This window comes from Streptomyces sp. NPDC093071 (assembly GCF_044754545.1).
In the GTDB taxonomy this organism is placed as follows: Bacteria; Actinomycetota; Actinomycetes; order Streptomycetales; family Streptomycetaceae; genus Streptomyces.
The window spans coordinates 1-21,020 of record NZ_JBIVPH010000003.1; the positions used below are offsets into that span (position 1 = coordinate 1).

Annotated in this window: 22 protein-coding genes, 1 rRNA gene and 1 pseudogene; 9 read left to right on the forward strand and 15 right to left on the reverse strand. The window is 71.8% G+C overall.

What is annotated here, in order from left to right:
- Both ACIQD7_RS11305 and ACIQD7_RS11310 read right to left on the reverse strand, forming a co-directional pair.
- Nucleotides 1-294: ribosomal RNA gene (locus tag ACIQD7_RS11305) — 16S ribosomal RNA — on the reverse strand; the annotation flags it as partial.
- A 497-nt stretch (nt 295-791) separates the two neighbouring features.
- Nucleotides 792-1,454 carry a DNA-3-methyladenine glycosylase gene (locus ACIQD7_RS11310; RefSeq protein ID WP_402441403.1) on the reverse strand — a complete coding sequence of 221 codons (663 nt, stop codon included), beginning with the start codon at nt 1,452-1,454 and terminating at the stop codon, nt 792-794.
- An 88-nt stretch (nt 1,455-1,542) separates the two neighbouring features.
- Between ACIQD7_RS11310 and ACIQD7_RS11315 the strand changes: the two genes are divergently transcribed.
- From ACIQD7_RS11315 to ACIQD7_RS11325, 3 genes are all read left to right on the forward strand, one after another.
- On the forward strand, nt 1,543-2,325 hold the full coding sequence (locus ACIQD7_RS11315; protein ID WP_121830404.1) for a sporulation protein: 783 nt from the start codon (nt 1,543-1,545) through the stop codon (nt 2,323-2,325).
- A 68-nt stretch (nt 2,326-2,393) separates the two neighbouring features.
- Nucleotides 2,394-2,933 (forward strand): YbhB/YbcL family Raf kinase inhibitor-like protein, encoded by a 540-nt coding sequence (locus ACIQD7_RS11320; protein WP_402441404.1) that lies wholly within the window; start codon nt 2,394-2,396, stop codon nt 2,931-2,933.
- A gap of 154 nt (nt 2,934-3,087) precedes the next feature.
- On the forward strand, nt 3,088-3,594 hold the full coding sequence (locus ACIQD7_RS11325) for an HNH endonuclease (protein ID WP_121830406.1): 507 nt from the start codon (nt 3,088-3,090) through the stop codon (nt 3,592-3,594).
- A gap of 69 nt (nt 3,595-3,663) precedes the next feature.
- Here the strand turns inward: ACIQD7_RS11325 and ACIQD7_RS11330 are convergent, their stop codons facing one another.
- The 4 genes from ACIQD7_RS11330 to ACIQD7_RS11345 form a co-directional block, all read right to left on the reverse strand.
- Nucleotides 3,664-4,242, reverse strand: coding sequence for a sulfite exporter TauE/SafE family protein (locus ACIQD7_RS11330; protein WP_402441405.1), 579 nt, complete (start codon nt 4,240-4,242; stop codon nt 3,664-3,666).
- A gap of 98 nt (nt 4,243-4,340) precedes the next feature.
- Nucleotides 4,341-5,279: an SPFH domain-containing protein gene (locus ACIQD7_RS11335; RefSeq protein WP_121830408.1), complete on the reverse strand. Its 939-nt coding sequence runs from the start codon at nt 5,277-5,279 to the stop codon at nt 4,341-4,343.
- 93 nt (nt 5,280-5,372) lie between these two features.
- A complete protein-coding gene (locus ACIQD7_RS11340) occupies nt 5,373-5,804 on the reverse strand; it encodes an NfeD family protein (protein ID WP_402441406.1) in 432 nt (143 codons plus the stop codon).
- Nucleotides 5,805-5,875: 71 nt separating this feature from the next.
- Nucleotides 5,876-6,673 carry an ABC transporter ATP-binding protein gene (locus tag ACIQD7_RS11345; protein ID WP_121830410.1) on the reverse strand — a complete coding sequence of 266 codons (798 nt, stop codon included), beginning with the start codon at nt 6,671-6,673 and terminating at the stop codon, nt 5,876-5,878.
- Nucleotides 6,674-6,809: 136 nt separating this feature from the next.
- Here ACIQD7_RS11345 and ACIQD7_RS11350 point away from each other — a divergent pair, with 136 nt between their 5' ends.
- Entirely contained in the window at nt 6,810-7,601 is a 792-nt protein-coding gene (locus tag ACIQD7_RS11350; RefSeq protein WP_402441407.1) for a hypothetical protein, read from the forward strand.
- Between the two features lie 72 nt (nt 7,602-7,673).
- Here ACIQD7_RS11350 and ACIQD7_RS11355 read toward each other — a convergent pair whose 3' ends face one another.
- The 3 genes from ACIQD7_RS11355 to ACIQD7_RS11365 form a co-directional block, all read right to left on the reverse strand.
- Entirely contained in the window at nt 7,674-7,913 is a 240-nt protein-coding gene (locus ACIQD7_RS11355; RefSeq protein WP_062756710.1) for a chaplin, read from the reverse strand.
- Nucleotides 7,914-8,066: 153 nt separating this feature from the next.
- On the reverse strand, nt 8,067-8,711 hold the full coding sequence (locus ACIQD7_RS11360) for a response regulator (RefSeq protein WP_402441408.1): 645 nt from the start codon (nt 8,709-8,711) through the stop codon (nt 8,067-8,069).
- The gene (locus ACIQD7_RS11365; RefSeq protein ID WP_121830413.1) at nt 8,704-9,849 is read right to left on the reverse strand and encodes a GAF domain-containing sensor histidine kinase; all 1,146 of its coding nucleotides are present in this window, start codon (nt 9,847-9,849) and stop codon (nt 8,704-8,706) included. The genes ACIQD7_RS11360 and ACIQD7_RS11365 overlap by 8 nt, the downstream gene beginning before the upstream one ends.
- A gap of 185 nt (nt 9,850-10,034) precedes the next feature.
- Here ACIQD7_RS11365 and ACIQD7_RS11370 point away from each other — a divergent pair.
- The 3 genes and pseudogenes from ACIQD7_RS11370 to ACIQD7_RS11380 all read left to right on the forward strand — a co-directional run.
- Nucleotides 10,035-10,715, forward strand: a pseudogene (locus ACIQD7_RS11370) (SDR family NAD(P)-dependent oxidoreductase); the annotation flags it as partial.
- 194 nt (nt 10,716-10,909) lie between these two features.
- A complete protein-coding gene (locus ACIQD7_RS11375) occupies nt 10,910-12,004 on the forward strand; it encodes an S-adenosylmethionine:tRNA ribosyltransferase-isomerase (protein WP_402441409.1) in 1,095 nt (364 codons plus the stop codon).
- 291 nt (nt 12,005-12,295) lie between these two features.
- A complete protein-coding gene (locus ACIQD7_RS11380; RefSeq protein ID WP_402441410.1) occupies nt 12,296-13,072 on the forward strand; it encodes a transglycosylase SLT domain-containing protein in 777 nt (258 codons plus the stop codon).
- Between the two features lie 69 nt (nt 13,073-13,141).
- Here ACIQD7_RS11380 and ACIQD7_RS11385 read toward each other — a convergent pair whose 3' ends face one another.
- Nucleotides 13,142-15,724 carry an FHA domain-containing protein gene (locus ACIQD7_RS11385; protein ID WP_121830416.1) on the reverse strand — a complete coding sequence of 861 codons (2,583 nt, stop codon included), beginning with the start codon at nt 15,722-15,724 and terminating at the stop codon, nt 13,142-13,144.
- Nucleotides 15,725-15,920: 196 nt separating this feature from the next.
- Here ACIQD7_RS11385 and serB point away from each other — a divergent pair, with 196 nt between their 5' ends.
- The gene (gene serB, locus ACIQD7_RS11390; RefSeq protein WP_121830417.1) at nt 15,921-17,150 is read left to right on the forward strand and encodes a phosphoserine phosphatase SerB; all 1,230 of its coding nucleotides are present in this window, start codon (nt 15,921-15,923) and stop codon (nt 17,148-17,150) included.
- A 156-nt stretch (nt 17,151-17,306) separates the two neighbouring features.
- Here serB and ACIQD7_RS11395 read toward each other — a convergent pair whose 3' ends face one another.
- The 4 genes from ACIQD7_RS11395 to ACIQD7_RS11410 form a co-directional block, all read right to left on the reverse strand.
- On the reverse strand, nt 17,307-17,825 hold the full coding sequence (locus ACIQD7_RS11395; RefSeq protein WP_121830418.1) for a histidine phosphatase family protein: 519 nt from the start codon (nt 17,823-17,825) through the stop codon (nt 17,307-17,309).
- A 35-nt stretch (nt 17,826-17,860) separates the two neighbouring features.
- Complete coding sequence (locus tag ACIQD7_RS11400) at nt 17,861-18,064, reverse strand: hypothetical protein (RefSeq protein ID WP_121830419.1); 204 nt, start codon at nt 18,062-18,064, stop codon at nt 17,861-17,863.
- Nucleotides 18,065-18,210: 146 nt separating this feature from the next.
- On the reverse strand, nt 18,211-18,327 hold the full coding sequence (locus tag ACIQD7_RS11405) for an SGM_5486 family transporter-associated protein (RefSeq protein ID WP_260321902.1): 117 nt from the start codon (nt 18,325-18,327) through the stop codon (nt 18,211-18,213).
- 17 nt (nt 18,328-18,344) lie between these two features.
- Nucleotides 18,345-19,730 carry a CynX/NimT family MFS transporter gene (locus tag ACIQD7_RS11410; protein WP_402441411.1) on the reverse strand — a complete coding sequence of 462 codons (1,386 nt, stop codon included), beginning with the start codon at nt 19,728-19,730 and terminating at the stop codon, nt 18,345-18,347.
- A 64-nt stretch (nt 19,731-19,794) separates the two neighbouring features.
- Here ACIQD7_RS11410 and ACIQD7_RS11415 point away from each other — a divergent pair, with 64 nt between their 5' ends.
- Nucleotides 19,795-20,499, forward strand: coding sequence for a FadR/GntR family transcriptional regulator (locus ACIQD7_RS11415; RefSeq protein WP_402441412.1), 705 nt, complete (start codon nt 19,795-19,797; stop codon nt 20,497-20,499).
- Here the strand turns inward: ACIQD7_RS11415 and ACIQD7_RS11420 are convergent.
- A complete protein-coding gene (locus ACIQD7_RS11420) occupies nt 20,485-20,889 on the reverse strand; it encodes a hypothetical protein (protein ID WP_402441413.1) in 405 nt (134 codons plus the stop codon). The genes ACIQD7_RS11415 and ACIQD7_RS11420 overlap by 15 nt on opposite strands.
- Nucleotides 20,890-21,020 lie beyond the last annotated feature (131 nt).

Sequence of the window (21,020 nt, forward strand, 5' to 3'; positions counted from 1 at the left end):
CCTCTCAGGCCGGCTACCCGTCGTCGCCTTGGTAGGCCATTACCCCACCAACAAGCTGATAGGCCGCGGGCTCATCCTTCACCGCCGGAGCTTTCAACCAGCCCCCATGCGGAAGCCGGTGTTATCCGGTATTAGACCCCGTTTCCAGGGCTTGTCCCAGAGTGAAGGGCAGATTGCCCACGTGTTACTCACCCGTTCGCCACTAATCCACCCCGAAGGGCTTCATCGTTCGACTTGCATGTGTTAAGCACGCCGCCAGCGTTCGTCCTGAGCCAGGATCAAACTCTCCGTGAATGTTTACCGGATATCCGGTGTGACACTCGCGTTGAGCGGGACAGCCATGCCGGAATAAGGCCGGCTGTCCACAACGTCCTCGCTGTGTTTTTCTTCAAAGGAACCTCGACCAACCGAAACCGGCTGGACGGGGTATCAACTAATCTGGCGTTGATTTTTGGCACGCTGTTGAGTTCTCAAGGAACGGACGCTTCCTTCGTACTCACCCTCGCGGGCTTTCCTCCGGGCTTTTCCCTTCGGTCTTGCGTTTCCGACTCTATCAGATCTTTCCGATCCGATTTCCTCGGTGCTTTCCGGTCCCTTTCGCTTTCACTCCGGGGGCCTTTCGGCGTGGTCACTACTTTAGCGGATTTCCCCGGTGACTCATAATCGAGTCATTCGAAACGCATTTACGGCACGCCGAAATACGCCCCCGCCGGGGGAATCTTCTTGAGTAGTGGATGGCCGCTACGGGGGTGCTTGAACAAGCAGGCCCTGATCCAGCGGCTCGGGCCACATTACGCACTTCCCCGTCCGGAGTCAAGGCGCCGCTTGCGAGGGGTGTGGGCGCGGTACGGGCTCACCGTGCGGTCGCCCTCGATCCAGAAGCGCCAGGGGTGCGGGGCGCCCTCGCCGCCGACGCCCGTGCGGGGGCCGCTGCGGATCAGGGCCGGGGCCGGCGGGGTGCCGGTGAGGACGGCGAGCGGGGCGTCCGGGCCGGCGCAGGCGTCCTCGCCGTTCAGGGAGAGCGCGACGTCGAGGGCGGTGGCCAGGCGCGCCGGGCCCTTGGCCAGCTCCTCGTCCTTCCGGGCCGAGCGGCGGCGGGGGCGGGCCTGGTCGGCGCCGCTCACGATCTCCCCCGCGCGCAGCAGGACCCCGCTCGCGCTGCCCTCGGGGCCGCACACCAGGTTCAGGCAGTGCCACATGCCGTAGGTGAAGTACACGTACGCGTGTCCGGGCGGGCCGAACATGACGGCGTTGCGTGCCGTCCGTCCCCGGAAGGCGTGCGAGCCCGGGTCGATCGCTCCGGCGTACGCCTCCACCTCCGTGAGGCGCAGTTCGATGCGTCCTTCCTCCGTGGTGCGGACGAGGGTGCGTCCGAGGAGGTCGGGGGCCACCTCCAGGACGGGGCGGTCGAAGAAGGACCGCGGGAGCGGCGTACGGTCGGGGCTCTCGTTCATGGCGTCCGAGGGTAGTGGGGGGGCCGGCGCGGAACCGGTTACCGTCTTCGCGCGTATGTAGGGGTCAGGACTAGAAGGAGTGAAGGCCATGGGATTCAAGAAGCTGCTCGCGAGCCTGGGTGCCGGTGGGGCCACCGTGGAGACGGTGCTCACCGAGGAGAACGTGGTCCCGGGCGGGGTCGTCCAGGGCGAGGTGCGGATCCAGGGCGGGAGCGTCGACCAGCAGATCGAGGGGCTGTCCGTCGGGCTCCAGGCGCGCGTGGAGGTCGAGGGCGGCGACCAGGAGCACAAGCAGGACATCGAGTTCGTGAAGGTGCGCCTCGGCGGGGCCTTCCAGGTGCAGGCCGGCGCGGTGCACGTGGTGCCGTTCGGTCTGGAGATCCCGTGGGAGACGCCGGTCACGGCCGTGTCCGGGCAGCAGCTGCGCGGCATGAACATCGGCGTGACCACGGAGCTGGAGATCGCGCGCGCCGTGGACTCCGGTGACCTGGACCCGATCAACGTGCACCCGCTGCCGGCGCAGCAGGCGATCCTGGACGCCTTCCTCCAGCTGGGCTTCCGCTTCAAGAGCGCGGACATGGAGCGCGGGCACATCCGGGGGACGCGGCAGAAGCTGCCCTTCTACCAGGAGATCGAGTTCTTCGCGCCGCAGCAGTACCGCGGTCTGAACCAGGTCGAGGTCAGCTTCGTCGCCGACGACCGCGAGATGGACGTCGTCCTGGAGATGGACAAGAAGCCGGGCCTGTTCACCGAGGGCAGCGACTCCTTCCGGTCCTTCACGGTGGGCCTGCACGACTTCCACACCACCGATTGGGCGGCTTACCTGAACCAGTGGCTCGCCGAGGTCGGCGGCCGTCGCAACTGGCTCTAGGCTCGGGTGCGCAAGGCCGTCGAGGCGGGACCGCCGAGGCGGCGACGGGCGATACGGAGGGTTTCTACGTGTCCGAGGGCAAGAGGGCGCCGCTCCCCCACGACTTCCATCCGCCGGTGGCGACGTTCACCGTGGTGAGCGACGACATCGCGCCGGGCGGGGTCCTGAAGGACGCTCAGGTGTACGCGGAGGGGAACACCTCGCCGCAGCTGCGCTGGGAGGGGTTCCCGGCGGAGACCAAGAGCTTCGCCGTCACCTGCTTCGACCCGGACGCCCCGACGGGCAGCGGGTTCTGGCACTGGGTGGTGTTCGACATCCCGGCGTCGGTGACGGAGCTGCCGGCCGGTGCCGGGTCGGGTGCGTTCGAGGGTCTGCCGGCCGGTGCCGTGCACGCCCGGAACGACTACGGCGCGAAGGAGTTCGGCGGTGCGGCTCCCCCGGAGGGGGATCCGGCGCACCGTTACGTCTTCACGGTGTACGCGGTGGACAGCGAGAAGCTGGGGCCGGACGCCGACGCCTCGCCGGCGGTGGTGGGATTCAACCTGCGGTTCCACACGCTGGGCCGTGCGCAGTTGGTCGGTGAGTACGCGGCTCCCGCGGCAGGCTGATCGTTCGTTTGTTGTTTGCCCGCTTCTGGTCTTGGAGAGATCAGAAGCGGGCACCTTTTGTTTCGCGAGAAATTGCGTTGTCCGACCCGGCCGGCCCGGCCATCGTTGATCCAAGCCCGCCAGGGGGCGGGCCGGCATACGGGAGGTGGGCAACATGCGGGACACGCTGGTACTCAACGCGAGCTTCGAGCCGCTTTCGACGGTCACTCTGCACCGTGCGGTGGTGCTCGTGCTGCAGGCCAAGGCCGTCGTCGAGCAGGCCCATCCCGAGCTGCGGGTGCGCGGTGCCGCCGTCGACCTGCCGGTGCCCCGGGTGATCAGACTCTGCAGATACGTACGGGTGCCCTTCCGAAGACAGGCTCCGTGGTCGAGACGGGGGGTGCTGGTCCGGGACCAGCACCGGTGCGCGTACTGCGGGAGACGGGCGACGACGGTCGACCACGTCGTGCCGCGGGCCCAGGGCGGCAAGGACACCTGGCTGAACACGGTGGCGTCCTGCGCCGAGGACAACCACCGCAAGGCCGACCGGACGCCGGAGCAGGCGGGGATGCCGCTGCTGCACCAGCCGTTCGAGCCGACGCCGGCGGACGCGATGCTGCTCGCGATGCGGGCGAGCGAGCGGTCCGCGCTGCCGGAGTGGCTGGCGAACTCGGCCGCGTAGTCCGCGTACCCGCGGATCCGCTCCGTATGCGAGGGCCCGTCTCCCGGGAGGGGGGCGGGCCCTTCCGCGTCACTTGAGGGTCAGCTGGAGGATGGCGACGACGCCGACGGCGATGATCACTCCGCGCAGGACGGTGGGTGAGAGCCTGCGGCCGACCTTGGCGCCGAGCTGGCCGCCGATGGTGGAGCCGACGGCGATGAGCAGGACGGCCGTCCAGTCGAAGTCGGCGACGAAGAGGAAGAAGACGGCGGCGACGCCGTTGACGAGGGCTCCGAGGATGTTCTTGACGGCGTTGATCCGCTGGAGGTCGTCGTGGAGCAGCAGGCCCATGAGGGAGAGGTAGAGCACGCCCTGGGCGGCGCCGAAGTATCCGCCGTACATGCTGGCGAGGAGGAGGCCGACGAGGGCGGCGGCGCCGAGGCGGAGGACGCGCTTCTTCTGGCCCTTGAGTTCGCGGCGGTAGCCGATGGCGCCGCTGACGGAGCCGGGGACGAGGCCGAGGGCGTTGGAGACGTTGGCGGTGATCGGTGGCAGTCCGGTCGCGAGGAGGACCGGGAACGTGATCAGCGTTCCCGATCCCACGATCGTGTTGATGGTGCCGGCGCCGATGCCGGCGGCGAAGACCGCCAGGGCTTCCCAGGGGGACAACGCCATCTCCTTACAAGGTCGGTGAGTCGCCTCCCCGCTCCGGGTCCGCCGGGGTCGAGGGGCTCGCACCGATCATGCACGAGAGTTACGTGTACGTGTCAGTCAACCGGCGGTTCGTCTCGCCTTTCGGGCGCGCCCGTCTTGGTGTTGAAGCCGGGGGTGCCGCCGCCGATGTTGCCGAAGGCGCCGGAGAGGCCCTTGAGGGCGTCGCCGATCTCGCTGGGCACGATCCAGAGCTTGTTGGCGTCGCCCTCGGCGATCTTCGGGAGCATCTGGAGGTACTGGTACGAGAGGAGCTTCTGGTCGGGGTCGCCGGCGTGGATGGCCTCGAAGACCGTGCGGACGGCCTGGGCCTCGCCCTCGGCGCGCAGCGCGGCGGCCTTGGCCTCGCCCTCGGCGCGGAGGATCTGTGACTGCTTCTCGCCCTCGGCGGTGAGGATCGCGGACTGGCGGGTGCCCTCGGCGGTGAGGATCGCGGCGCGCTTGTCGCGCTCGGCGCGCATCTGCTTCTCCATCGAGTCCTGGATGGAGGTCGGGGGCTCGATCGCCTTGAGCTCGACGCGGTTGACGCGGATGCCCCACTTGCCGGTGGCCTCGTCGAGGACGCCGCGCAGGGCCGCGTTGATCTCCTCGCGGGAGGTGAGGGTCCGCTCCAGGTCCATGCCGCCGATGATGTTGCGGAGGGTGGTGACGGTGAGCTGCTCGATGGCCTGGATGTAGCTGGCGACCTCGTAGGTGGCGGCCCGGGCGTCGGTGACCTGGTAGTAGATGACCGTGTCGATGTTCACGACCAGGTTGTCCTGGGTGATGACCGGCTGCGGCGGGAAGGGGACGACCTGTTCGCGGAGGTCGATCCGGTTGCGGATCGAGTCGATGAACGGGACGACGATGTTCAGTCCCGCGTTGAGGGTGCGGGTGTAGCGGCCGAAGCGCTCCACGATCGCCGCGCTCGCCTGCGGGATGACCTGGATCGTCTTGATCAGGGCGATGAAGACGAGCACCACCAGAATGATCAGGACGATGATGACTGCTGACATCGTGTTCCCCGTGCCCTTCGCTGCCGGTTGACTGCCGGTTTGCTTTCGATGATCGAGTCTCGCAGACGCCGGAACGTCATGGGCGGGGTTCGGTCACATGACCACGGCGGTGGCACCGTCGATCTCGACGACGTCGACCTGTTCGCCCGGTTCGAAGGTCTGTCCGGCGTCGAGCGCGCGGGCGGACCAGATCTCTCCGGCGAGTTTGATGCGGCCCCCGCCGGCGCCGTCGATCCGTTCCAGGACGACGGCCTGACGTCCTCTCAGGGCGTCGACCCCGCTGGAGAGTCCGGGTCCGTCGCCCCTGTGGCGGGCGGCGAGGGGGCGTACCACCGCGATGAGCGCCACGGAGACGACGACGAAGACGAGTACTTGGGGAACGATGCCGAAGCCGAGGGCGGCGGTCACCGCTCCCGCGACCGCTCCCACGGAGAACATGCCGAACTCCGGCATCGCGGTGAGGACCAGGGGAATGCCGAGCCCCACCGCGACGATCAGCCACCACACCCACGCGTCGATGTCCACGTGGTCATGGTAGGGCGGTGGGGCGCTTCCGGGACAGGGCGCGGTGCCGTGCGGTCACGGCGCCCGGCCGGTCACTTGAGCGGCAGGCCTCGGGCGGTCCAGCGGTCCTCCAGGCGCTCGACGACGAGCGGGAGGCCGAAACAGAGCGAGAGGTTACGGGAGGTGAGCTCGGTCTCGACGGGGCCGGCGGCGAGGACCTTGCCCTGACGGATCATCAGGACGTGGGTGAAGCCGGGGGCGATCTCCTCAACGTGGTGGGTGACCATGATCATGGAGGGGGCGTACGGGTCGCGGGCGAGGCGGCCGAGGCGGCGGACCAGGTCCTCGCGGCCGCCGAGGTCGAGGCCGGCGGCGGGCTCGTCGAGGAGGAGGAGCTCGGGGTCGGTCATCATCGCGCGGGCGATCAGGGTGCGCTTGCGCTCGCCCTCGGAGAGCGTCCCGAACCTGCGGTCCAGGTAGTCGTTCATGCCGAGGCGGTCGAGGAAGGCCTTGGCGCGGTCCTCGTCGACCGGGTCGTAGTCCTCGTTCCAGGTGGCGGTCATGCCGTACGCGGCGGTGAGGACGGTCTGGAGGACGGTCTGGCGCTTGGGGAGCTTCTCCGCCATGGCGATGCCGGCCATGCCGATGCGGGGGCGGAGCTCGAAGACGTCGGTGCCGACGCCGCCGAGCTGCTCGCCCAGGATGCGGGCGGTGCCCTTGGTGGGGAAGAGGTAGCTGGAGGCGACGTTCAGGAGGGTGGTCTTGCCGGCGCCGTTGGGGCCGAGGATCACCCAGCGTTCGCCCTCCTTGACCGACCAGGAGACCTCGTCCACCAGAGCCCGTCCGTCGCGGACCACGGATACGTCCACCAGCTCCAGTACATCGCTCATGAGCGCGTTGTCTCCCCTTGGGGTCGAGTGTCGTCGCCTTGCGCCGGCGGGCGCGGCGTCCAGGGGAAAACCTACGTTATCGCCGGAGCGGGCCGGACAGGCCCTGGTGTTTCCCCCGGGTCCTTAGTCTGGGGGGATGTTTTCGGAACCACGCTCAGGACGTCTGGCCGCCTGGGGCAATGCCCTGCTGGCCGGGGAGGTGTCGCCGGACGAGGCGGCGCTCGCCATTGTCGGGGAGGACGCGGTGCACCGCGTGGAGGGGCTGCCGGGTGAGGCGGGCCCGGTCGGGCTGACGCTGGCCCTGGGGCGGCTGCGGCGGCTCGGGGTGACCGGGTGGCGGGTGGCGTTGCCGGCGCCGGGGCATCCGCTGGGGCTGAGCGGGCCGCCGGACTTCAACGCGCGCGCGTTGGAGGCGGAGGAGGCGGTGGTGGGCTTCGGCGCGCCGTACGGTCTCGTGCCGGAGGTCTCGGAGGCGGGTCCTGCGGGGGACGTGCACGTGGCGGTGGTGTGGCGCTGTCTCGCGGTGCGGGAGGCGCCGCCGGCGGACGTGCCGTCGCTCGGCGAGGCGGAGCGGGAGCTGGCGGAGGCGCTGCGGGACGCGACGGCGGTGCTGACCCGGCTGGACGTGGCGGCCTCGGGCCCTGCGGCGGACGCGGCGCGGGAGGCGTACCGGGCCCGGTCGGAGACGGACCGCGAGGCCCTGGCCCCCGGCTACCCGCCGCGCGCGGTCCGGGTCCTGGAGCTGGCCCGGCGCATCGGCCTCCTCGTGGACCTGGCGTACGACCACGGCCACGGGGGCGCGGTCAGCGCCTCGGAGATGACGGCGCGGGGGGAGGCGCTGCGGCCGGTGGAGCGGGTGGCGCGGCGGGCTCGGGTCGCCGCGTACAACGCGTACGTGGAGGAGAGGGAGCGGGAACGGGGGTTCTGAGGGGTGGGGCGGGAACGGGGGAACCCCCGGCCTCCGGGGGGAACGTCCGGGGGCCGGGGGTTCGGTGGCGGGTCAGTCGTTGACGGCGCCGTTGCCGAAGGCCGGGTTGAGCAGGCCGATCACGTTGACCGTGTTGCCGGAGACGTTCACGGGGACGTGGACCGGGACCTGCACCGCGTTGCCGGAGGCGACACCCGGGGAGTGGACGGCCGCGGCCTCGGCGCCCGCGTCGGCGGAGGCGACGCCCGCGCCGGCGGCGACGATGCCACCGGCGACCATGGTGAGGGCGGCGGCCTTCTTGAACTTGTTCACTTGGTGATTCCTCCTGGTCGTGGCTGCGGCCGGTCCGCCGCAGCACGCCCTGGAGAACGCCCCGCCGCCCGGGAGGTTGCGCCGAACGGGGGACGTACACCCGACGGTATGAAGGGGTGAACGGTCGTGCGCCCGGCGCGCGACGGGGGCGCGTCAGCGGGTGAGGCCGTGGCGGACCGCCCAGAGGGCCGCCTGGGTGCGGTCCGCGAGGTCGAGCTTCATCAGGATGTTCGAGACGTGCGTCTTGACCGTCTTCTCGGAGAGGACGAGGGCGCGGGCGATCTCGCGGTTGGAGCGCCCGTCCGCGATCAGGCCCAGGACCTCCCGCTCGCGTTCCGTGAGGGACGGCCCCCGGCCCGTACCGCCGTGGGAGTCGTCCGGGGAGAGGAGCGCGCCGGCGACCTCGGGCTGGAGCAGGACGTGTCCGGCGTGGACGGAGCGGATCGCGCCGGCCAGGGCGTCGGGGTCGATGTCCTTGTAGACGTATCCGGAGGCACCGGCGCGGAGCGCGGGGACGACCGTGCGCTGCTCGGTGAAGCTGGTGACGATCAGGACCCTGGCGGGGTTGGCGAGCTCGCGGAGCCGCTTCAGGGCCTCGATCCCGTCCGTACCGGGCATCTTCACGTCCATCAGGACGATGTCGGGGCGGAGCTCCTCGGCGCGGGCGACGCCCTCGTCGCCGTCGGAGGCCTCCCCCACGACCTCTATGTCGTCCTGCACCTCCAGGAAGGTGCGCAGGCCTCGGCGGACGACCTGGTGGTCGTCGACCAGCAGGACGCGGATCGGCTTGTCAGCCACCGGGAACCTCCATCTCGATCGTGGTGCCCTCGCCCGGGGCCGAGGTCACGGTGAGCCGTCCGCCGACGCCGCCCGCCCGGTCCCGCATGGAGACCAGGCCGAGGTGGCGTCCGGCGCTGCGGACCGTACGCGGGTCGAAGCCCTTGCCGTCGTCGGTGACGGTGAGCCGGGCGCCCTGGCCGCTGCGGACGAGGGAGACCCGGACCCGTTCCGCGTCGGCGTGCCGCAGGGCGTTGTGCAGGGCCTCCTGGGCGACCCGGAGGACGGCCTCCTCCTGGGCGGCCGGCAGGGCGCGGGTGCCCGGGCTCTCGAAGGTGACCCGGGCGGAGTGGGCGCGGTCCAGGACCTGGATCTGGGTGCGGAGGGTGTGGACGAGGCCGTCCTCGTCGAGGGCGGCGGGGCGCAGCTCGACCACGGCGGCGCGCAGCTCGTCGGCGGCCTCGGCGGCGAGCGCGGCGACCTGCTGGAGCTCGCCCTTGGCGCGGGCCGGGTCGCGGTCGACGAGGGCGGCGGCGGCCTGGGCGGTGAGCCGGAGCGAGAACAGCTTCTGGCTGACGGCGTCGTGCAGCTCGTGGGCGAGGCGGGAGCGCTCCTCGACGATGGTGAGCTCGCGGCTGCGCTCGTACAGACGGGCGTTGGTGAGGGCGATGGCCGCGTGCTGGGCGAGGATCGCGAGCAGGGCCTCGTCCTCGGCGGTGAAGCCGCAGCGGCCGTCCTCCTTGGGGCAGCGCTTGTTGGCGAGGAAGAGGGCGCCGAGGGTCTCGTCGCCGTCCCTGACGGGCAGGCCGATGAAGTCGGACATCTCGGGGTGGGCGTCGGGCCAGCCCTCGAAGCGGGGGTCCTTGCGGACGTCGGCGAGCCGCTCGGGCTCGGCCTTGTGGAGCATCGAGGCGAGGATGCCGTGCTGGCGGGGCAGCGGGCCGATCGCCCGCCACTGTTCGTCGCTGACGCCGTCGACCACGAACTGGGCGAAGCCGCCGTGGTCGTCGGGGACGCCCAAGGCCGCGTACTCGGCGTCGAGGAGCTCGCGGGCCGAGGCCACGATCGTCTTGAGGACGTCGCGGACCTCCAGGTGGCGGCTCATCGCCAGGAGCGCGGTGCTCACGGCGGCCAGGCCGGAGCTGGGTCGATGGCTCATGTGTTCACCGTACCGGCGGGGCGTGACCGTCCGTATCCGTCCGGGGACGAGGCCGGGGCGGGTCCCGGGACCTAGGTCGAAGTGCCCTCGGCGGTCCGGGCGCGGGGACGAGGCGGCGGGCGGGGGCCGCGCCGGAGGGTGGAGCCGTAGGTGTCCGAGCGATGGGACGGGAAGGTGTGGTCGTCATGGCGGTCGCGATCGTGACGGGGGCGTCGAAGGGGCTGGGCCGGGCGCTGGCCCACGCGCTGGCGGAACGGGGCTGGGACCTCGTGCTCGACGCCCGGACGGCGGAGGTGCTGGAGGAGGCCGCGGCGGCGGTCCGCGCGGCGCACGGGACGCGGGTGGTGGCGCTGCCCGGGGACGTCCGGGACGCGGGGCACCGACGGGAGCTGGTGGCGGCGGCGCGGGGGCTCGGCGGGCTCGACCTGCTGGTGAACAACGCGAGCGCGCTGGGCGCGGCCCCGCTGGTGCGCCTGGAGGAGCAGTCGCTGGAGGGCCTGCGGGAGGCCCTGGAGACGAACGTGGTGGCGGTGCTCGGTCTCGTGCGGGAGGGGCTGGCGCCGCTGCGGGAGAGCGGGGCGGGGACGGTGGTGGTGGTCAGCTCGGACGCGGCGGTGGAGGCGTACGGGACGTGGGGCGGGTACGGGGCGTCGAAGGCGGCGGCGGACCACTTGGCGGCGGTGCTGGCGGTGGAGGAGCCGGGGCTGCGGGTGTGGGCGGTGGACCCGGGCGACATGGAGACGGACCTGTACGCGGCGGCGGAGCCGGAGGGGGCCGGGGAGCGGCCGGCCCCGGAGACCGTGGTGCCGGGCTTCCTGTCCCTGCTCGACCGGCGTCCGGCGAGTGGGCGGTACGGGGTGGGGGCGGAGGCGGGTTCGGCGGCGCCTTCGGGCGCGGGTTCGGGCTCAAGTGCAGGCGCGGACTCGTCTTCGGGCGCGGCTTCGGATTCGGGCTCGGGTTCGGGTTCGGCGGCGCCTTCGGGTGCAGGTGCAGGCGCGGGCTCGTCTTCGGGCGCGGGCTCGGCGGCGGGTTCCGGCTCGGCTTCCGTGGAGTCGGTCCGATGAGTCCGGTGGTGGACGGGCTGGCGGGGCTGCGCGTGCCGGAGGAGTTGTCGGCGCGGGTGCCGGCCGAGCAGCGGGGGCCGGGGCGCGGCCGGGACGACGTACGGCTGCTGGTGTCGCGGGGCACGGCGGTGTCGCACCACGCCTTCCGGGAGCTGCCGTCGCTGCTGCGGGCCGGGGACGTGCTCGTCGTCAACACCTCGCCGACGCTGGCGGCGGCGGTGGACGGGCGGCTCGGGCCCGAGCCGGGCGGGGAGCCGGTGGTGGTGCACTTCTCGACGCGGGGCGACGACGGGCGGTGGGCGGTGGAGCTGCGGTCGCCGGAGCCGTCGGGCAGTACGCGCCCGCGTGCGGGCGGTCCCCCGGGGGCGGTCGTGCGGCTGCCGGGAGGGGGGCGGCTGGTCCTGGCGGGGCCGCTGGCGCCGGGGAGCGGGCGGCTGTGGTGGGCGCGGGCGTACGGGGACGTGCCGGGGCTGCTCGGGAGGCACGGGCGGCCGATCCGGTACGGGTACACGGAGCGGGACCAGCCGCTGTCCGTGTACCAGACGGTCTTCGCGCGCCCCTCCCCCGACGGCGCGGGCTCGGCGGAGATGCCGAGCGCGGGGCGGCCCTTCACGCCGGAGCTGGTGGCGGAGCTGGAGGCCCGGGGCGTGCGGATCGCCCCGCTCTCGCTGCACACGGGGGTGGCGTCGGCGGAGGCGCACGAGCCGCCGTACCCGGAGCGCTTCGAGGTCCCGGAGGAGACGGCGGCCCTGGTGAACGCGGTGAGGGCCGGTGGCGGCCGGGTCGTCGCGGTGGGGACGACGGTGGTGCGGGCGCTGGAGTCGGCCGCGGCCGGTGCCGCGGTGCGGGGTGCCCGGGGGTGGACCGGTCTGGTCGTGACGCCCGCGCGGGGCGTGCGGGTCGTGGACGGGCTGCTCACCGGGCTGCACGAGCCGGAGGCCTCGCACCTGCTGATGCTGGAGGCGGTCGCCGGGCGGGCGGCGCTGCGGAGCGCGTACGCCGCGGCGGTGAGGGACCGCTATCTCTGGCATGAGTTCGGGGACGTCCATCTCCTCCTCCCGGAGGAGACGGCTCACTGTGCGCATTGCTGACGCAACGTGGGGTGAGTTCGGGGCCACCCCCATGTGAGGCGCCGCATAGGACCCACGTCACTTACGAAGCCCCTTAGTGGACACCTCAAGGTCGGATAAGGACGGAGAAAAACGGGCACAGAGGACAGCCGACGACCCGTCCCCGACCCCCCGATCCACTACCCGGCTTCGTACGTCACACCTTTGCCAGCAGATTTTGCTGCCGCTAAGAATTGCATCCGTCGCCGCCGAGTGAGGCGTGTGCCGCCCCCGGCCGGAGCGACCCCCAGCGATTCGAAGAGGTAGTCCTGCATGTCTGCGAACACCCCTGGCCACAGTCGTCGTGGTCTGAAGAAGACCCACAAGGCCACGATCGCCGGCGTCGCCGCTCTGGGCGCCGCGGCCCTCACGCTCTCCCTGGTCCCCGGCAACGGTTCCACCGAGACCGAGCCGCAGGCTCTTTCCGGTACGCAGAAGGTCGCGTGGTCCTACGACGCGAACAGCACCCAGGCCAAGGCGCTGGCCGCCAGCCTCAACGAGCAGCAGACCGCCCTCGGCCTCAAGGCCCAGCAGGAGGCCAAGGCCAAGGCGAACCTCGCCGCCCAGGCGAAGGCCGCCGCCGAGGCCAAGGCCGCGAAGGCCAAGTCCGTCGCCCAGGCCAAGGCCGCCGCGAAGGCGAAGGCCGCTGCCAAGGCGAAGGCCGCCGCAGCGAAGCGCGCCGCCGAGAAGGCCGCCGCCAACCGCTCCGTCACCCGCACCCCGGTCTTCGCGAACAACCTCGACGGCTGGATCCGCGAGGCGCTGTTCATCATGGACAAGCACGACATCCCCGGCACCTACGCGGGCATCCACCGCAACATCATCCGGGAGTCCAGCGGCAACCCGCGCGCCATCAACAACTGGGACATCAACGCCATCAACGGCATCCCCTCGAAGGGCCTGCTCCAGGTCATCCAGCCGACCTTCGAGCGGTACCACGTCAAGGGCACCAAGTTCGACCTGTACGACCCGGTCGCCAACATCGTCGCGGCCTGCAACTACGCCGCCGACCGCTACGGCTCGATGGACAACGTCAACAGCGCGTACTGATCGCGCGCCGGTACGCCGAAGGGCGGCACCCCGCACGGGATGCCGCCCTCGGACGCGTTCGCCGGCCGGTTACTTGCGCATGACCTCGGGCTCGTGGCGGCGCAGCAGCCGCGCCACGAGCACGCAGAAAACGGTCGCCATCAGGAGCTGGACGCCGAGGTCCAGGCTCCACTGGCCGACCGTGTGCTCCCACAGGGGGTCGGTGTCCGTGGGGTTCTTCGGGTCCCACGGCGGCATGAGGCGGCCCAGGTCGAGGGTGGTGCCGGCACCGGCGATGCCCCAGCGCGACGGCATCAGCCAGGCGAACTGCTCCAGGCCGGGCGAGCCGTACACCTGGAACAGGATGCCGGTGAAGACGACCTGGACGATCGCGAACATCACCAGGAGCGGCATGGTCTTCTCGGCGGTCTTCACGAGCGCGGAGATGACCAGGCCGAACATCATCGAGGTGAGGCCCAGGGCGATGACCTGGACGCACAGCTCGACGGCCGGCGGCATGAAGAGGCCCTCCTCGGGCAGCGCCCGGGTGGAGAAGCCGATGCCGCAGATGATGACGCCCTGGAAGGCCGTGATCAGGCCGAGGACGATGACCTTGGACATCAGGTACGCGGAGCGGGAGAGGCCGGTGGCGCGCTCCCGTTCGTAGATGACCCGTTCCTTGATCAGTTCGCGGACCGAGTTGGCGGCGCCGCTGAAACACATGCCGACCGCGAGGATCAGCATGATCGTGCCCGCGTCGCCGTTGAAGCGGGACGGCGGGGTCGGCGAGCCGAGGCCGAAGTCGGCCGGGATGACGACCGAGACCGCGCCGAGGACGGCCGGCAGGATCACCATCAGGCCCAGGAAGCCCTTGTCGGACGCGATCACCGAGACGTAACGGCGGATCAGGGTCCACAGCTGGGAGCCCCAGCCCTGCGGCTTCGGCGGGCGGGACATCGCCTGCTGCGGCACCTGGACGGGCTGGGCGGCGACGGCGTCGATGTCCGCGGCGTACATCTGGTAGTGCTGCGAGCCCTTCCAGCGGCCCGCCCAGTCGTACTCGCGGTAGTTCTCGAAGGCGGAGAAGACGTCGGCCCAGGTGGAGTAGCCGAAGAAGTTCAGCGCCTCCTCCGGCGGGCCGAAGTACGCCACCGAGCCGCCGGGCGCCATCACCAGGAGCTTGTCGCACAGGCCCAGCTCGGCCACCGAGTGGGTGACGACGAGGACCGTGCGGCCGTCGTCGGCGAGGCCGCGCAGCAGCTGCATGACGTCACGGTCCATGCCCGGGTCGAGGCCGGAGGTCGGCTCGTCCAGGAAGATCAGCGAGGGCTTGGTGAGGAGCTCCAGGGCGACGGAGACGCGCTTGCGCTGGCCACCGGAGAGGGAGGTGACCTTCTTCTCCTTGTGGATGTCGAGCTTGAGCTCGCGCAGCACCTCGTCGATGCGGGCCTCGCGCTCGGCGGTCGCGGTGTCGCCGGGGAAGCGGAGCTTGGCCGCGTAGCGCAGCGCCTTCTGGACGGTCAGCTCCTTGTGCAGGATGTCGTCCTGCGGGACCAGACCGATGCGCTGGCGCAGCTCGGCGAACTGCTTGTAGAGGCTCCGGTTGTCGTAGAGGACGTCGCCCTCGTTGGCCGGGCGGTAGCCGGTCAGCGCCTTGAGGAGCGTGGACTTTCCGGAGCCGGACGGGCCGATGACGCCGATCAGCGACTTCTCCGGGACGCCGAAGGTGACGTCCTTGAGGATCTGCTTGCCGCCGTCGACGGTGACCGTGAGGTGGCGGGCCGAGAAGGAGACCGAGCCGGTGTCGACGAACTCTTCCAGCTGGCCGCCGACGATCCGGAAGGTCGAGTGGCCGACGCCGACGATGTCCTGCGGGCCCAGGAGGGCCGTGCCGCCCTTGGGGATCGGCTGACCGTTGACGTACGTGCCGTTGTGCGAGCCGAGGTCGCGGATCTCGAAGCGCCCGTCGGGCGTCGCGTGGAACTCGGCGTGGTTCCGCGAGACCTGGAGGTCGGAGACGACCAGCTCGTTCTCCAGGGCACGGCCGATGCGCATGACGCGGCCGAGGGAGAGCTCGTGGAACGTGGTGGGGCTGCGGTCGGAGTAGGCCGACGACGCCCCCGCGACGGCGCCGGGGTGACCGTGGCCGGGCCCCTGCTGGTGCGGGACCTGCGGCTGCTGCCAGCCGGGCTGCTGCGGCGCCTGGTGGTGCTGCGGCGGCTGCGGCTGCTGGTGCTGCGGCGGTGCCTGGTGGGTGATCCACTCGGCCTGCTCGGCGGCCTGGTGGGCCGGGACGGGCTGGGCCACCGGCGGCTGCTGGTGCGGCGCGGGCTGCTGCGCCGGCTGCTGGGGCTGGTGCCCGGCCTGGGCTCCGGCGGCGAGATTCAGCCGCGGGCCGTCGGTCGCGTTGCCCAGGTGGACGGCCGAGCCGGGGCCGATCTCCATCTGGTGGATCCGCTGCCCCCGGACGAACGTGCCGTTCGTGGAGCCGTGGTCCTCGATGACCCAGCTCCGGCCGCCCCAGCTGATCGTGGCGTGCCGCCACGAGACCCTGGCGTCGTCGATGACCAGGTCCCCCTGCGGGTCCCGGCCCACGGTGTACGACCTGGACGGATCGAGGGTCCAGGTCCTTCCATTCAATTCCAGTACGAGTTCTGGCACTCCATGCCCCACTACTTGTCCCCCGATGTACCCCCGTCGCTGGGAGTCCAGGGATGGCGAACATCCGGGGGGAACTATTTCAGGCCCGGTCCCCTCTCCGAAAGTCGGGCCGCGGGACGGGGGCCGGAGGAGCCTCCCGGGCGCCCGGGTGTCCGGTACGCGGGACGGGGGGCCAGGGGCGCGCGGTGCCCGATACGGTGGGACCACCATGAGCGCATCGCAGATCTCAGACGTTCCCCCCTCGGACGTTCCCACCCTTCTCGTCAAGATCTTCGGGAAGGACCGCCCCGGGATCACCGCGGGACTCTTCGACACCCTCGCCGCCTACTCCGTCGACGTCGTGGACATCGAGCAGGTCGTCTCGCGCGGCCGCCTCGTCCTGTGCGCGCTCGTCACCGAGCCGACCGTCGCCTCGCAGGGCGAGCTCCGGGCGACCGTGCACAGCTGGGCCGAGTCGCTGAAGCTCCAGGCCGAGATCATCTCCGGTACGGGCGACAACCGCCCCCGGGGCGAGGGGCGCTCGCACGTCACCGTGCTCGGCAACCCGCTCACGGCGGAGCAGACGGCGGCCATAGCGGCCAGGATCGCGGAGACCGGCGGCAACATCGACCGTGTCTTCCGCCTCGCGAAGTACCCGGTGACGGCCGTCGAGTTCGCGGTCTCGGGCTGCGAGACCGAGCCGCTGCGGACGGCGCTCGCCGTCGAAGCGCACACCATCGGGGTCGATGTGGCCGTGGTCTCCGCCGGTCTGCACCGGCGCGCCCAGCGGCTGGTCGTCATGGACGTGGACTCGACCCTGATCCAGGACGAGGTGATCGAGCTCTTCGCGGCGCACGCGGGCTGCGAGGACAAGGTCGCCGAGGTGACGGAGGCCGCGATGCGCGGCGAGCTGGACTTCGAGCAGTCCCTGCACGCGCGGGTGGCGCTGCTCGCCGGGCTCGACGCCTCGGTGGTGGACAAGGTGCGCGCCGAGGTGCGGCTGACGCCCGGGGCCCGGACCCTGATCCGTACGCTCAAGCGGCTCGGCTACCAGGTGGGCGTGGTCTCCGGCGGGTTCACCCAGGTCACCGACGACCTGAAGGAGCGGCTGGGGCTCGACTTCGCCTCGGCCAACACCCTGGAGATCGTGGACGGGAAGCTCACCGGGCGGGTCACCGGGGAGATCGTGGACCGGGCGGGCAAGGCGCGGCTGCTGCGCCGGTTCGCCACGGAGGCGGGGGTGCCGCTGGCGCAGACCGTGGCGATCGGCGACGGGGCCAACGACCTGGACATGCTGAACGCGGCCGGGCTCGGGGTGGCGTTCAACGCCAAGCCGGTGGTGCGCAAGGCGGCCGACACGGCGGTGAACGTGCCCTTCCTGGACACCGTGCTCTATCTGCTCGGGATCACGCGCGAAGAGGTCGAGGCGGCGGACGGCGGCGAGGACCTGCTGCACTGAGCCGTGGGCCGGCCTTCACGGCGAGGAGGGCCCGGTCATCCTGGGGACGGCCGGGCCCTCGTGCGTACGGGAGGGGGCGCGGGCCCGTCGATCACACGGGCCCGTCGATCACGCGGCCCGTTCAGTCGTGCGGGGTCCCGTCAGTCGTGCGGCCCGTCAGTCGTGCGGGGTCCAGAAGTCGACGAGGCTGCCGACGCCGTGCTCCACCGACTTCCAGGAGCCGTCGAAGGTGAGGACGGCGAAGGCGGAGGTCGGGAAGCCGCTGCGGTTCATCCGGGTCGCGGTGTCGCCCTCGGCCCGGCCCGCGAGGGCATCGGCGAGGGCGTGCATACCGGGATTGTGGCCGATGACCAGGAGGTCGGAGACCTCGTCCGGGACGTCGTTGAGCAGGGCGATGAGTTCGCCGAGCGAGGCCTCGTACAGCCGGTCCTCGTACACGGTCCTGGGGCGCTCCGGCAGTTCCTGCACGGCGAGCTTCCAGGTCTCGCGGGTTCTGACGGCGGTCGAGCAGAGGGCCAGGTCGAAGCCGATGCCGGTCTCGGCGAGCTTGCGGCCCGCGACGGGGGCGTCCGAGCGGCCTCGTTCGGCGAGGGGGCGCTCGTGGTCGGACACCTGGGGCCAGTCTGCCTTCGCGTGCCGGAGCAGCACGATCCTGCGGGGTGTATCGACGCTCATGGTCCACAGCTTCGCACGAAAAGGGCCGCTCCGACTCAGAGAGGCAGCGTTTGCCTGACCTGCTCCAGGAACCGTCCGACCGTCGGGTCTCCCCCGGTCGCGTGGGCCTCTCCCGGCCCGGTCATGAGCAGCAGGAGGGCGACGAACGCGGCCGCCGGGAGGGCGAGGGCCCACCAGGACAGCCGGGTGTCGACGCCGGTCGCCGTGGTTCCGCTGCCGCTGTGCGTACGGACCGACATGGCCGCCTCCGTGGTGGGTGGGTCTCCGCTTTCGCCGTCGGCTCCACCGTACGGAGCGCGGGGGCGGCGGCCCATCCGGTGATCCACCCACTCGACCCTGAGACCCACCCCCTAGGGGATGCGGGGGTTACCCCCCGGCCGGAGGGTCACGGGGCGGCGATGGAGGCGATGACTCCGATGACGACGGTGATGGCGATCATCGCGCCGAAGACGGCGAGCAGCTTCTTCTGGCCGTTCGGCGGATTGGGTTCGAGGACTGGCATGGGAACAGTCTCGCACCTCAGCATTCGTCCTCGACCGTCCGGTCCCTGCCCGCGAGGATTCCGACGATCATCTGAGGCACCATCAGCCCGCCCATGAGCGCGATGGGCAGTCCCCAGCCGCCGCTGTGCTGGTAGAGCACGCCGACGAGGAGGGGGCCGGGGATGGAGATGAGGTAGCCGACGCTCTGGGCGAAGGCGGAGAGGCGGACGACGCCGGCGCCGGTGCGCGAGCGCATTCCGATCATGGTGAGGGCGAGCGGGAAGGCGCAGTTGGAGACGCCGAGCAGCACCGCCCAGACCCAGGCTCCGGCGGCCGGGGCGAGGAGGAGGCCGGTGTAGCCGCCGAGGCCGCACAGGGCGAGGGCGACGACGATCGGGCCCTGGGTCTTCATGCGGGTGGCGAGCCGGGGGATGACGAAGGCGAGCGGGACGCCCATGACCATGGTGACGGCGAGGAGCACACCCGCGGTGGAGGCGGGGACGCCGGCGTCGCGGAAGATCTGCGGCATCCAGCCCATGGTGATGTAGGCGCCGGTGGCCTGGAGGCCGAAGAAGGCGCCGAGAGCCCAGGCGGTGCGGCTGCGGGTGACGCGCGGCGCGGCGTCCGGCGCCGGGGCCTTCGCCTCCGTACGGGAGACGGGGGCGCCCGTACGGGAAGGGCCGGTCTCCGTACGGGAAGGGCCGGTCCCCGTACCGGAAGGGCGGTCGGTCCCCGTACGGGAGACGCGGTCGCGGTCTCGGTCGCGCAGGAGCGGGAGCCAGGGCAGGACGGCGAGCGCGGCGAGGACCGCCCAGACGCCGAGGCCGAGGCGCCAGTCCCCGCCGAGCGCGTCGGTCAGGGGGACGGTCGCGGCGGCGGCGACGGAGGTGCCGAGGGCGAGCGCCATGGAGTACAGGCCGGTCATGGTGCCGACGCGGTCGGGGAAGTACCGCTTGACGATGACGGGCATCAGGACGTTGCTGACGGCGATGCCCATGAGGGCGAGGGCGCTGGCGGCGAGGAAGCCGGCGGTGCCGCCGGCGAGGGGCCGCAGGAGGAGGCCGGTGAAGATCGCGGCCATGCCCGCGCAGACGACGGCGGCGGGGCCGAAGCGGCGGGCGAGGCGCGGGGCGGTGATGCCGAAGACCGCGAAGCAGAGCGGCGGCACGGAGGTGAGGACGCCGGCGACGCTGCCGCTCATGTGGAGGCCCTCGCTGACCTCTTCGAGGAGGGCGCCGAGGCTGGTGATGGCGGGGCGCAGGTTGAGCGCGGCCAGGACGAGTCCGACGGTGACCGGGACGAGGAACCGGGTCCGGGACGGAGCGTCCCCATCGGCGCGGCGGTCCCGGTCGGGTGCGGGAGAATCCCCGGCGGTGGCGGCCGGTCGGGCGGCGGGGTCGAGGGTCTTCGGCTCGTCAGGCATGAGGCCATCATAGAATCATGGGATGATTGGTTGTCCAATCTCGAACGAATGGGAAGGTGCCTCCATGGCTCTCGGCCATCCCCGGCGCGCAGGCCTCTCCGACCAGGTGATCGCCGAGCTGCGGAACCAGATCACCTCCGGCGAGTGGCCGGTGGGCTCGCGCATCCCGACCGAGCCCGAGCTGGTCGAGCAGCTGGGCGTGGCCCGGAACACGGTGCGCGAGGCGGTCCGCGCGCTCGCGCACAACGGGCTGCTCGACATCCGGCAGGGCTCCGGGACGTACGTGGCGGCTACCAGCGAGCTGGCGGGCGTGATGCACCGGCGCTTCTCCGGCTCCGACCCCCGGCACGTCGCCGAGCTGCGCTCGACCCTGGAGTCCGCCGCCGCGCGGTTCGCGGCGGAGCGGCGCACGGAGCGGGACCTGAAACAGCTCGACGCCCTGCTCGTACGGCGCGAGGAGGCGTGGGGGACGGGGGACGCGGAGCGGTTCGTGACGGCCGACGCGGCCTTCCACCACGCGGTCGTCGCCGCCTCGGGCAACGAGGTGCTGACGGAGCTGTACGCGGACCTGGGCGATCTCCTGCGGCAGTGGCTGCGGGACGACGTGGGGCAGGAGCTGCGGCCGGAGAACCACATGGACCACGCGCGCCTGGTGGACGCGATCCGGGACGGCGACGCCGAGCGGGCCGGTGCGGAGGCGGCCGGCTACCCCTTCATGTGCCTGCGGAGCCCGGCGCCGGACGCCGTACCGGACTCAGGGGCCCGATGAGCCCGGCGCGGGTTCCGGGTCCGCCGGCTGGTGGGTGATCCAGGCGGACCGGACCTCCTTCCAGCAGCGGCCGGTGAGCTGGGCGTAGTCGGCGGGGCCGACGTCCACGGGGGCGCTGTCGGTGTCGACGTCCCACCACTGCTCGCACTCGACGTGGAGGCGGACCCGGTCGGTGCGCGGGTAGGGGTTCTGGCAGTGGGCGGTGACGCGGGAGCCCTCGACGTCGGTGCGGCAGGAGGCGCCGAAGTTCTCCGGCTCCCCGGCCGCGGGAGCGGCGGCGGGTTCCTCGGCCGGGGCGGGCGCCGCGCGCACCTCGGCGGCGAGGGCGACCCCGGTCAGCAGCACGGCGACCGAGGCGAACGCCCCGAATCCCTGGCGTATCACGCGCATGTCCGTACCTCCTCCCCGCCAGCAGCAGACCTTCACGCTCTGCCCCAGTCTGGGGTCGTTCGGGCTACTTTTCGAGTCGAGTGTTCGATTACGGCGTTCGGGAGCCCGCGGCCCGGGAGACGGCGAAGGGC